The 11,146-nt window shown below is 71.9% G+C and carries 10 protein-coding genes; 2 read left to right on the top strand and 8 right to left on the bottom strand.

Annotated features, from left to right (window positions below):
• Positions 1–70: 70 nt before the first annotated feature.
• The gene (locus ACZ7M7_RS16045) at positions 71–874 is read left to right on the top strand and encodes an SDR family NAD(P)-dependent oxidoreductase (RefSeq protein ID WP_472116944.1); all 804 of its coding nucleotides are present in this window, start codon (positions 71–73) and stop codon (positions 872–874) included.
• 58 nt (positions 875–932) lie between these two features.
• Here the strand turns inward: ACZ7M7_RS16045 and ACZ7M7_RS16050 are convergent, their stop codons facing one another.
• From ACZ7M7_RS16050 to ACZ7M7_RS16085, 8 genes are all read right to left on the bottom strand, one after another.
• Positions 933–1,595 carry a spherulation-specific family 4 protein gene (locus tag ACZ7M7_RS16050; RefSeq protein ID WP_472116948.1) on the bottom strand — a complete coding sequence of 221 codons (663 nt, stop codon included), beginning with the start codon at positions 1,593–1,595 and terminating at the stop codon, positions 933–935.
• Positions 1,592–2,518, bottom strand: coding sequence for an NAD-dependent epimerase/dehydratase family protein (locus ACZ7M7_RS16055; protein WP_472116951.1), 927 nt, complete (start codon positions 2,516–2,518; stop codon positions 1,592–1,594). Before ACZ7M7_RS16055 ends, ACZ7M7_RS16050 begins: the two co-directional genes overlap by 4 nt.
• A 6-nt stretch (positions 2,519–2,524) precedes the next feature.
• Positions 2,525–3,238, bottom strand: coding sequence for a nucleotidyltransferase family protein (locus tag ACZ7M7_RS16060; protein WP_383602317.1), 714 nt, complete (start codon positions 3,236–3,238; stop codon positions 2,525–2,527).
• A gap of 32 nt (positions 3,239–3,270) precedes the next feature.
• Positions 3,271–4,272, bottom strand: a complete 1,002-nt coding sequence (locus ACZ7M7_RS16065) for a GDP-mannose 4,6-dehydratase (protein ID WP_472116954.1) — start codon at positions 4,270–4,272, stop codon at positions 3,271–3,273.
• A gap of 86 nt (positions 4,273–4,358) precedes the next feature.
• Entirely contained in the window at positions 4,359–5,771 is a 1,413-nt protein-coding gene (locus ACZ7M7_RS16070) for a hypothetical protein (protein WP_472116956.1), read from the bottom strand.
• Positions 5,768–7,279, bottom strand: coding sequence for a GT4 family glycosyltransferase PelF (pelF, locus tag ACZ7M7_RS16075; protein WP_472116959.1), 1,512 nt, complete (start codon positions 7,277–7,279; stop codon positions 5,768–5,770). The genes ACZ7M7_RS16070 and pelF overlap by 4 nt, the downstream gene beginning before the upstream one ends.
• Positions 7,280–7,365: 86 nt before the next feature.
• Positions 7,366–9,492: a hypothetical protein gene (locus ACZ7M7_RS16080; RefSeq protein WP_472116962.1), complete on the bottom strand. Its 2,127-nt coding sequence runs from the start codon at positions 9,490–9,492 to the stop codon at positions 7,366–7,368.
• A gap of 382 nt (positions 9,493–9,874) precedes the next feature.
• The gene (locus tag ACZ7M7_RS16085; RefSeq protein WP_383602303.1) at positions 9,875–10,411 is read right to left on the bottom strand and encodes a hypothetical protein; all 537 of its coding nucleotides are present in this window, start codon (positions 10,409–10,411) and stop codon (positions 9,875–9,877) included.
• 245 nt (positions 10,412–10,656) lie between these two features.
• On the opposite strand from ACZ7M7_RS16085, the gene ACZ7M7_RS16090 reads away from it, so the two are divergent.
• Positions 10,657–11,124 (top strand): hypothetical protein, encoded by a 468-nt coding sequence (locus ACZ7M7_RS16090; protein ID WP_383602300.1) that lies wholly within the window; start codon positions 10,657–10,659, stop codon positions 11,122–11,124.
• Positions 11,125–11,146: the final 22 nt, after the last annotated feature.

The following is an 11,146-nucleotide window of genomic DNA, read 5'->3' on the forward strand; positions in this document are numbered from 1 at the left end:
ACTCCTCTAGACAGCAGCCGCCTACCTGGCATTAACTGCCAGAAAAGCAGCGACTGAAAGAAGGGCAGCCATGACAGCCGTCGACTACCACGGGCAGACCACACTGATCACCGGAGCCAGCGCGGGTCTCGGCGCAGAGTTCGCCCGTCAGCTCGCCGCCCGCGGTTCGGATCTGGTGCTGGTCGCCCGCCGCAGGGAACGTCTGGAGGAGCTGGCGGCCGAGCTGCGCGCGGATCGCCGGATCCAGGTCCACGTGGTCCCGATGGACCTGGCCACGGACAACCCCGGGCAGGCACTGGCCGCGCACGTCGAGGGGCTCGGCCTGCACGTCACCAGCCTGATCAACAACGCCGGGTTCGCCACCTTCGGCCCCTTCCACCGCACGGATCCGGAACGGATGCGCCGGGAGATCGCCGTCGACGTGACCGCGGTGGCCGACATCAGCCACGCCTTCATCGAGCAACTGCGTACGGCAGGGCGCGGGGTACTCGTCAACGTGGCGAGCATGGCCGCCTACCAGCCCAACCCGCGGATGGCGCTCTACGGGGCGACGAAGGCGTTCGTACTGAGCCTCACCGAGGCGTTGTGGGAGGAGTCGCGCGGCACGGGTCTGCGGGTGCTGGCCCTGTCCCCCGGCGCCACCCGGACCGAGTTCTTCGACGTCGCGGGCACCACGCAGGCCGCCGGAGGAATGCGGCTCGCCTCCCCCGTCGACGTCGTCCGCACCGCGCTTGGCACCCTGGACCGCAGAAACCCCCCGCCCAGCGTCATCGCAGGCCGCATGAACCGGGTGTTGGCCTTCCTCGCCCGCCGCCTGGCCAGCCGGCGGCAGGTCATCAGGGCCATCGGCCGGCTCACGGCCGACGCGGCATGACGAGGGGCACGGTCGGATCAACCAGGGGCGACAAGGTGGACGGCCCAGACGCCCCGCCTCACCCGTCCGCCCCGGTCAGCGCCGGGGTCAGCCCGGACCAGGGGTTCGGTGGTTCGCCCGTCACCGGGCCGCACACGCCCGCGCCCCGCTCCTGTGCGGTTCTCATGGCGAGCGGCACGAGCGGTTCGGGTACGCCGTAGACCAGGTGGCACAGCCGGTCGGCGGGCAGCCGCTCGGTCCACGAGGGGCGGCTGAAGTCCGACACGTATCTCGACCAGGGGCCCTCGAAGGTGACCGTCAGGTCGGCGAGCCGGGCGTAGCCGGGCGCGGGATGGACGCCGGGGTTGAGGACGACGGTCGAGGCCCCGAGCCGGCGGGCGGAGCGGACCAGGCGGCGGCAGTCCGGCAGTGCGTCCGGGGCTGCCGGTACCTGGTCCAGGAAGCAGCCGTCGACGGCGTACCACTCCTGATGCCGGCGCAGATCCGCGGTGATCTCGGCGGGTTCACGGGCTCCGTAGTCCGTGTCGAGGTAGCCGAGCAGGCGGGCTCCCGCCGCGCGCAGTGCCTCGGCGGCCTTGACGAACGCCGGATCCGGGGCCCGGCCGGGGCCGTTCGCCGGGTTCAGCACGACGGCGTAGGTGCGCGCGGCGCGCGTGATGAGCCGGTGCCAGGCGCCCGGGTCCTCGGCCGGATGCACGTACAGCGGAATCAGCAGGCTCACCGCGCCGGTGCCCCCTCGGCGCTGCGGGCCCGTGGGCGGACGGCCGCCCACAGTGCCGCCAGGGACGCGTCGAGGGTGTGGGACGGCGACCAGCCCAGGGTGTCGCGGGCGGCGGTGATGTCCGAGCACTGCCACGAGACCTGCGCGGAGCGGGCGGATCCGCCGGACTGCGCCTCGTCGATCCGGCCGCGGAAACCGGCCGCGTCCGCCAGCCCCCTCACCAGGTCCCGCACCGGGCGGGCGTCACCGCCGCCGATGTTGAGCACCGGCGGCAGTGGTCCCGCGGCGGTGACCGCCAGTTGGGCCGCCCGCGCCACATCCCGTACGTCCACGAAGTCGCGGTACGCGGAGAGGTCACCGAGCCGCAGCGTCGCCGCCGGGTCGTCCCCGGCGGCGGCCAGCAGAGCGGCGACTCGGCCGGGCAGCCCGGTGGGCGGCGCCCCCGGGCCCACCGGGTTCCCCACCCGCAGCACCACCGCGTCCAGCCCGGACGCGGTCACCGCCACCGTGCCGGCCAGCTTGGTCGCGCCGTACGGGCCGGCCGGCCGGGTAGCCGCCGACTCCGTCACCCGCGCTCCGGCCTCGGTGGGTCCGTACTCGGCTGCCGAGCCCAGATGGACCAGGCGGGCCCCGGGCGCCGCGTCCCGCAGTGCCGCGCACAGCACGGCCGGGCCGCGGGCGTTCACCTCCGCGAGGGTGACGGTGTCGCCCCCGGTCGCGCCCGCGCAGTTGACGACGGCGTCGGGCGCGATGTCGGCCAGAGCTGCCGCCAGTTCCTGCGGACGGTCGGCGGCCAGGTCCACCCTGACGTCGGCGGCAGGCGAGCGGCCGCCGACGAGGACCCGCGCGTCGGGCAGGGTGCGCAGGTGCTCGGCGACGTGCGTGCCCAGGTAGCCGGTGGCGCCGAGTACGAGGATGTGCATGGCTCCTCAGGCCCCCTTGAGCAGCAGCGACTTGCGGCTGGTGAACTCCGCGTTGGCCCGGTCGTAGTCGTCGGGGCGGCCGATGTCCAGCCAGTAGCCGTCGAACTCGTAGGCGTGCGGCGGGCGTTCGGCCGCGAGCAGGTCCATCACCAGCTCGTCGAAGCCGAGCGGCAGCCCGGGCGTGTAGCCGTCGAGGGTGGCCCGGGAGACGCCGTAGACGCCCATGGACACCCGGTAGTCGATGCTGGGCTTCTCGGTGAAGGCGACCACCCGGCTGTCGTCGGTGGTCAGCACCCCGAAGTCGATGTGCACCTTGCGGGCGTAGGTGGCGATGGTCAGGGGCGTGCCGGACGCCTCGTGCCTGCGCAGCACGTCGGCGTAGTCGAGGTCGGTGAGCACATCGCCGTTCATGACCAGGAAGTTCTCGGGCAGGCGGTCGCGCAGGGTGAGCAGCGGGCCCATGGTGCCGAGCGGGCTCTCCTCGGTGGCGTAGTCGACGCTCAGGCCCCACTGGGTGCCGTCGCCGACGTAGGCGCGGATGATCTCGCCGAGGTGACCGATCGCGATGGTGCAGCGGGTGAAACCGGCCGTGGACAGCTGGCGCAGCACGATCTCCAGGATGGCGTGCTGGTCGCCGATGGGGACGAGCGGCTTGGGCAGCGCGGTGGTGTACGGCCGCAGCCGGACGCCCTTCCCTCCGGCCAGGATGACTGCATGCATGACATACCTCCTGCGGGTACGTGCCGGTCGGGTCAGATGTTGTAGATGCCGGTCTTGTAGCGGGCCAGGTTGGCCGGATCGACGAACCACCGGGCGGTTCGCGCGAGCCCTTCCTCCAGCGTGTGGCCGGGCTGCCAGCCGGTCGCGACGGTCAGCCGGCTCGCGTCGGCGACGAGCCGCATCACCTCGGAGGCCGCGGGCCGCAGGCGTTCGGCGTCCTCGCGGACGTCGAGGGGGGCGTCCATGACCTTGCCGATCAGCGCGACGAGGTCACCGACGGAGATCTCGCCGCCGGTCCCGGCGTTGAAGGTGCGGCCGACGACCTGCTCGGCCGGGGCGGTGCCCACCGTGAGGAACGCCCGCGCGGTGTCCTCGACGAAGGTGAAGTCCCGGGTGGGGCGCAGGTCGCCGAGCGTGATGGTGCGCTGCCCGGCCGCCACCTGCCCGATGACGGTGGGGATCACCGCGCGCATCGACTGCCGCGGGCCGAAGGTGTTGAAGGGCCGCAGCGTCACCACGGGGGTGCCGAAACTGGCGTGGTAGCTGTCGGCCAGCCGGTCACCGCCCGCCTTCGAAGCGGCGTACGGGGACTGCGTGTTGATGGGGTGGTCCTCGGTGATCGGCACGGTCTGGGCGGTGCCGTACGTCTCGCTGGTCGAGGTGTGCACCAGGCGCGGGGTCTCCAGGGTGCGCACCGCCTCCAGCACGTTGAGGGTGCCGGTGACATTGGTGTCCACGTAGCTGTGCGGGGCCTGGTAGGAGTACGGGATCGCGATGAGCGCGGCCAAGTGGTAGGCGCAGTCGGCGCCGTCGAGCAGGCCGCGTACCGAGCCGGGATCTCGTACGTCGCCGAGGACGATCTCCACCTCGTCGAGGACGTCGGAGGACAGGGTCTCCAACCAGCCGTAGGAGGAGAAGGAGTTGTACTGGGCCATGGCCCTCACACGGTGGCCGGAGGCGACGAGCGCCTCGGTGAGATGCGAGCCGATGAATCCTTCGGCCCCGGTGACGGCGGCGAGCGGTGCGGAGGTCAACTCTTTTCCCTTCGTAGTGGTCGTCAGACGCGAGACCCGGCGTGGACGGACTGGGGTCTGTGGTCTGCCAGGGGTGGTGCGCGTGGTCAGGCGTGCGGGGAGGGCCGGCCGAGCAGGCGTATCGCGCAGGCCGCGAGACAGACGGCGGCCACTCCGCAGGCGGCCGGCAGTACGGCCGCTCCCGGTGGCAGGTGCAGCAGGGTCACCGCTCCGGCCGCTCCGGCGGCTGCCAGGCAGAGAACGGCTGGTGGCCAGGCCACCCCGAACGCCTGCAGGAGCAGGGCGGTCCACAGGGCCGCCGCGAGCAGGAGGAGGGAGGCCTCGGTATCGGTGAGCAGGGCCGCCGGCAGCAGCAACAGCAGATAGCCGGACAGGCACAGGCCGAGCACGGCGGCCGAGCGCAGCAGGAACGTGCCGGGGGTCGCGCTGACCCGTAGCGCGGCGACCGACCAGCCGCGGTAGCGGTACAGAAGCCATTCTGCGGGGCCCATGCTGAGGGTCAGCGCGATCACCGCGTACGGCTGCCGTCGGCCCTCCAGCATGACGAGCACCGCCGCCGCGAGTCCGAACAGGCCGTACGGCACTGATGCGCGAAGTCGCGGCCGCCCGGCGTCGGAAGCGGCCGGGCCGGCGCGCCCCGCCCACAGGACTCGTCCCGCGGCCACCGAGGTGGCCAGCAGGGCCAGAAGAGGCAGCCCGACCCGTAGCACCGGTCCGGGCTCCCACCACGGGAGCACCGCGGCGCCGGCAATGAGCGGGCTGAGCGCGGCCAGGAGCAGTCGCTCGCGGCCCAGGACGAGCAGCACGCTCGCTCCGGCCAGGTACAGCGACTGGGCCGCCGCCACTGCGATGGCCAAGGGGCCGTCGGCAGGGAGTGCGGCGAGGGTCGTGGCCACCGCGGCGCCGAGCACGGACCCGGTCAGCAACGTGCCTGACGCCTCCCGGCGTCCGGTCACCAGCCGCAGGTGCGCGCGATGGCCCAGTGCCTGTCCCCACGCCCATGAAGCGATGCCCGCGACGATCAGTACGGGGGCGTGCCGGTCGATGGGCCACAGCGGCGCGATGAGCAGGTAGGCCAGGGCGGGCAGCGCGAAGAGCACGCCGCGCAGCAGGCAGCGCAGGGTGTCGGGTCGCCACGGGTCGGTCGCGGGTGGCGGCTCGGGGAACGTCCGGGGCACCCGCTCGTACAGCGCGGTCGCCAGCGAGAAGAGGTTGGGGTGGCCGTACCGCTCCTTGATCAGCGAGGCGGACAGGCCCTCCGCCTCCAGGAGCGCCGCAACCTCGTAAGGATGGACGGCGGGCCCTATGGCGTCGGCGAGTTCGGCGGCGAGCGTACTCACCGCCTCCTCGTCGGGGCCGTGGCCGGGCAGCCGTATGGCGAGTGTGGCGTCGTCCAGGGCCCAGCGTGGGCGGCGGCGCGGCGGGCGGGGTTCGGCCAGCCGCAGGGCGAGGGTGTCCTGCCCTGCGTCGCCGGGTTCGAGGGATATCGGTCCGCTCATCCGGTGAGGCTCCTCGTGCCGGTGACCGCGGGGGCGGGCAGCACGACTCTGGCGGGCAACTCCGCTTTCTCTGCGGCCAGTTCGTGGTAGATGGCGCGGAACGTGTCGATGGTCTGCCGCAGGGTGAACTGCTCGATCACCCGCAGCCGCGCCGCCTCGCCCATCGCCCGGCGCCGGACGGGGTCGTCCAGCAGCTCCAGCGCGGCGGCGGCCATGGCGGCCGGGTCCCGCGGCGGCACCACGAGGCCGGTGTCGCCGACGGCTTCGCGCACGCCTCCGACGTCGGTGGAGACGGTCGCCCGGCCGCACGACATGGCCTCGATCAGCGTGAACGGGAAGCCCTCGCTGATGCTGGACAGCATCACGACGTTCCCGGCCGCGTAGGCGTCCTTGATGTCGTCGACGCGGCCCTCGAAGGTCACCGCGTCGCCGTGTCCCAGCTCGGCGGCCAGGGCCTCGCAGCGCTCGCGGTATGCCTCTCCGCCCCTGGGCGTGCCCCCGAACAGCCGCAGGCGGGTGTCCGGCAGTCGGTCCCGGACGAGGGCGAAGGCGCGGATCAGGGTCTCCAGGTCCTTGATCGGGTCGACCCGCCCGGCCCAGCTCAGGGTGAGGGCTTCCGGCTCCGGACCGGCCGGCGGGAACGCGGCGGGATCAACGCCGTTGTAGACGGTGCGGATCGACTCCGGGTCGGCGCCGCCCTGCTCCTCCCACAGCCGGTTGTAGCGATTGCCGGGGGTGATCAGGGCCGCCTGGCGGTAACTCTCCTCCGCCAGCAGCCGGAAGAAGCCGAGGATCACCGCCTTGACGGGCCAGCGGTACGGCGCGGTGCGGTATCCGAGGTAGCGCTCGCGCAGGTAGACCCCGTGCTCGGTGAGCAGCAGCGGGACCCCGTGCCGCTCGCGGGCGGCGAGCCCCGGCAGGACGGCGACGCCTCCACTGACGGCGTGCGCGACGCCGTCCTGCGGGGACGGCGCGGCCAGCGGGCGCAGCGCGTGTTCGAGCAGGGCGGTGGCGGTGAGCGCGTCGTGCAGGGTCGGCCGCGCCTCGCGCACGGCCAGCCCGGGGCGCGTCCATACGGCGGTCAGGATCGTGATCGCCGTGTCGCCCCGCAGGAAAGGGCTGAGCTCGCCGCTCGCCGCCGCCCGCGCCATGGCGTGCAGGGCGGATGCGAAGCCGCCCTCGGCGCCGGGGTCGACGAGCGCGGTCAGGAACCGCTCGTACGCGTCGGTGAGCTGCCTGCGGGACCGGCCGCGCGGTGGGCGGCCCTCCGGAGCGGCGCCCCACATGGGAACGGAAAGGACACCGCGGACATGGTCGGGGAGGTCCCACACGATCGGCTCCCGTCCGGTGCCGGTGACGGCGATGACGTCGAACTCGATGTCGGGCATGCCGGTGACGAGTTGGTCGCACCAGACGCTCACACCGCCGTGACTGTGCGGGTAGGTGCCTTCGGTGAGCAGGGTGACGCGCGCGGCATCGTTGCGTCGCGCGCCGTGGTGAACGTGCATTGATGTGCTCCACGGCCGAAGTGTGGGGAGGGGTGCCGGTCCCGGCCTGCCGACGGGCGGCCGGGACCTCGCTGCCGGTGCGCCGGTCAGTTCCCCGCGGGAAGGACCGGCTCGGCCACGCCCTCGGGCACGCGGGCGTCCGGTGCCGGGTCGGTGGCCGGCGCGGAGCCGCCCGTGCCGGGGGCCGTGGAGGAGGCCGCGGACTGCGGCAGGGTGAGGGTGAGCGGCTCGGCGGCCGGGGTCGTCCACCCGGACCGTTCGCCGGCGTACGCCTCGCCGAAGGCCGAGCCGGCCCGGGTGGTGCCCTCGGGCATGGTGGCGGGGACGGTCACGCCGTCCGGGCTCTCGACGGTGACGGTGTCACCGATCCGGTAGGCGGTGACCTGCCCGTCGCCCACTGCGGTCCGCCAGGAGGCGCGCTGCTTCAGCTCGTTGCCGATGTCCTTCATCCGCAGGTTGACCAGCGGCGTGTTCTGCGCGAACAGCGTGTCGTAGGTGTCGAGCACGCCGTCCAGGACCGGGTAGGCGATCCGGTCCTCGGCCAGGTTGGACTGGTGGATGAAGTGCGGCTTGGGGTCGTTGCCGAGGACATGGCCGAGGGCGATCTGCCGCTCCAGGGGCACGATGTGCTGCGCGTAGCCGGTGGCCGTGTCGAGCGGCGCGGGCAGGCAGGTCGTGGTGTCCGGGTTGTCCTCGCAGATGCCGCTGCCGCCCTGCGCGCGGCTGGTGTAGATCCAGTTGTACTCGTCGACCTGCTCGGCCGCCCGGCCCGCGTTGTAGAAGATGTTCATCGGGTAGCGCGGGACCGTCGTCGCGGGACCGACCTGCCGCTGGCCGGGCTCGCGGGAGTTGTCCGAGGCCAGCCAGCCGATGCCGGTGTCGGCGAGGGCGAGCGCCAGGTTGGGATTGTCGGCCGACTGCTGCGGCAGCACCCGCAGCCCGGAGTGCTCACCGGTCACCAACTCGGCGTTGTCCAGCGGCAGCTGGGCCTGCTGCCCCCACACCTGGTTGTGAGCGATCTCGTCTGCGACGTCCGCGCGGCTGACCCACTTGGTGCTGCCGTCGGCGTTGGTGGCGCACCGCCACGGCACGACCGAGGTGTCCTGTTCGCAGCCGAGGAAGGCATGCGTGTAGGTGTGGTTGATCCAGCGGAACTCGGCGCGCTCGGCGATGAGTCGGTCGGCCAGCGGGTCGGCCCCGTTGTTGTCCTCGCGGTGGTCGACGCTGCCGGCGCCGTTGTAGGCGAGGTCGAGGGTGAAGTCCCGCTCGCGCTGCCAGGCGACGGCGTGGTCGACATCGGCAGGCGTCATCCTGATCGGATCGGGCGTGGCGTCGGGGTCGGTGCAGTCCACGTCACCCGGTGTGCAGTTGAGCGTGGAGTTCCACCGGTCGTCGGCAGCGAACACGTCGTCGACGTGTACGGCGAAGTAGTTGCGGGAGGCCCCCAGGTGCACCCCGCCGGTCATCCACTCGACGATGCCGCGGGCCAGCAGCCGGAACTGCTGCTGGTACTGGTTGTAGACGAAGGTGACGACGAGTTCACGCCGCCCGTCGTGCCGGTACTCCCCCACCAGCGAGCCCTGCTTGCTCGTGCCCGGGATCGTCGCCTGCACGTACGGGGTGAAGTCGGCACCGGCCATCGGCGTGGACAGGAAGGCGTAACTCTCGCCGACGGTGGGCGAGTTGTCCTCGAACGGCACCGGGCCGTCGAGGTAGTCGAACGGACCCGACCGCCCGGCGTCCGTCACCTGGGCCTGCACACCGTCGACGCTGCCCGAGTAGCCGCCGTACACCGGGTACTGGAGTCCGGCCTCGGGGCGCGCGTAGGTGTACGCGTCGACCTGCGGGATGTCGTAGGCCTTCTCGTAGGCCACCAGTGCGGCCATCTCGGGCGAGTTCGCCGGGAACGGGTTGTCGTTGGGCAGGACGACCGCCTGGAACTTGGCGCGGTCCCGGCCGTCCACGGTGTCCGCGAGATATCCGGCATCGATCACCGGGCGGCCGGACTGCGTGAGGTCGATCTCCGTGTACGGCGTTCCCGCGGTGTCCAGTTCGGCGGCGATGGCGTCGGTGGCCGGCCCTCCGTCGCTGACGACGAGCACCCGCAGGTCGATGCGGGGCGGCGGCGGGTCCGCGGCATGTGCGGCCGGTACACCGAAGGCGGCTATGAGCGCGCCCGTCGTGAGCAGAGTGGTGCTTAAGGTCCGCTTCATGCGGTGCTGTCCCCTCCCAGGGCAGGGGTGAGCACGGCTCCGCTGAGCGAACGCACCCCCGCGCGTGACGCCGGCTTCCCCCTCAGAGACCGGTCGTCGACGCATCCGTCGCGTCAAATAGTGAGGTATCTGTGGAGCTTTCGTGGTCTTGCTGCGCAACCTGACGGAAAAACGCAGGTGCGTCGCGAACGCCCCCTCCGGGCCGACGGCGTCCTCGATGGTGGATCACGGAAGACGGCGGCGGGGGGCTTCGGGATCTGCGGCCCAGGTGGGAGGGGGGAATACAGCATCTGCGGGCTGCTCGGGTCCGCCTGTTCGACCGCCACTGGTATGGACCGGTGGGCGGGGGTGGGCGCGGGCCGGTTTCAGGTCATCCTCTGCGTCAGTCCATGTTCGAGCTGGACAGAGCCTCGGTGACCATGCGGGTGGCGAAGTCGCGGTCGTCGGTGATCCGGTTGATGTGCTCCGCGAGCAGGAAGGCCGTGGCTTCCAGGGGGTTCATCTCGTCCCCGGTCCAGTCTCCGAACTGCTTGCGCCACAGGCCGGGGCTCAGGCCGGTGCCGGCCGCGACGACCAGAGCGGCCATGGTGGGGATGGACTCCGGCGGGATGCTCTTGGGCATCATGCGCAGCGATCCCACGAAGCTGGGCACCACGCACTCGATGACGTCCTTGTCGTGGTCCTCGTACGCCATCCGCAGCCACTGCATGAACATGTAGATGAGCGTGCACGCGCCGTCCACCAGGTCATCGACTTCCTCGGGGCCCAGTGACGCGATGAACTGGTCGACCAACTGCTGCTGTTCGGGGTCGGTCTCGGCCCTGCCCTCGTAGATGGTTCTGAGCCGAGAGTCGATCATCATGAGCGCTGCACCTACATCGCCGACCGGAGCGTACTGGGGGTCGCAGGGCGATGACACAGGATTCCTCCTCGGACGACCGTGAACAACGCAAACGCAAACGCAACGCACCACAGCGCGTCCGTACCGTAGCCCGCCGATGTGACGACGTCCTGACGAATCGGGATGGAGTCCTCCTGGTCTACGCCCAGCTGACCAATCCCCAGTAGGAGGGCCGTACAACCCCTGGCCGCGGTGACGTGTCTTCACCACTGACCGGAACGCCTCCGGGCGTTTCTTCCCAACTCGTTCCAACGGGGGAACACATGAGCTTGGTACGCACCCGCACCCGATCCCGCCGCGGCACGGCCGTGGCCCTCACCATGCTGATGGCGGCCGCGCTCGGCGCCGCCGGTGCCGGATCCTCGACGGCCGGCACCGCAGCGGCAGCCGCAGCGCCGCAGACACGGCAGATCGCGTCGTCCGTCCTCGGCGGTGACTACAAGATCACACTGACCGCGCTCCGATCGACGCAGGACGAGTACGCCGCCTCCGTACGCCTGCAGGTCTACACGCAGTCCGGCGGCGCCTGGAAGGAGTCCGACCGCGTCACCGTGGGCGATGTGGACGGCTGGTTCTGGTTCCCCCTCACCGGTGCGAACGCCGTCTGCCAACTCTCCACCGCAAGCACCGAACCCGCCCCGCTGACGGTGAGCCTGCTCCTCACTCCGTCCCTCGGCTGCTCCGAACCGACCCACTTCGTCATCAAGGACGGCCGGGTTTACGCCGACTGACCAACGCCCCCCTCCCTGGCCC

The organism is Streptomyces sp. NPDC111606 (genome assembly GCF_055656945.1).

What these genes read in the sequence shown, in the direction of transcription:
- ACZ7M7_RS16045 (WP_472116944.1), top strand. Translation starts at nt 71, where the DNA reads ATGACAGCCGTCGACTACCACGGGCAGACCACACTGATCACCGGAGCC.
- pelF (WP_472116959.1), bottom strand. Translation starts at nt 7,279, where the DNA reads ATGCACGTTCACCACGGCGCGCGACGCAACGATGCCGCGCGCGTCACC.
- ACZ7M7_RS16055 (WP_472116951.1), bottom strand. Translation starts at nt 2,518, where the DNA reads ATGCACATCCTCGTACTCGGCGCCACCGGCTACCTGGGCACGCACGTC.
- ACZ7M7_RS16060 (WP_383602317.1), bottom strand. Translation starts at nt 3,238, where the DNA reads ATGCATGCAGTCATCCTGGCCGGAGGGAAGGGCGTCCGGCTGCGGCCG.
- ACZ7M7_RS16070 (WP_472116956.1), bottom strand. Translation starts at nt 5,771, where the DNA reads ATGAGCGGACCGATATCCCTCGAACCCGGCGACGCAGGGCAGGACACC.
- ACZ7M7_RS16090 (WP_383602300.1), top strand. Translation starts at nt 10,657, where the DNA reads ATGAGCTTGGTACGCACCCGCACCCGATCCCGCCGCGGCACGGCCGTG.
- ACZ7M7_RS16080 (WP_472116962.1), bottom strand. Translation starts at nt 9,492, where the DNA reads ATGAAGCGGACCTTAAGCACCACTCTGCTCACGACGGGCGCGCTCATA.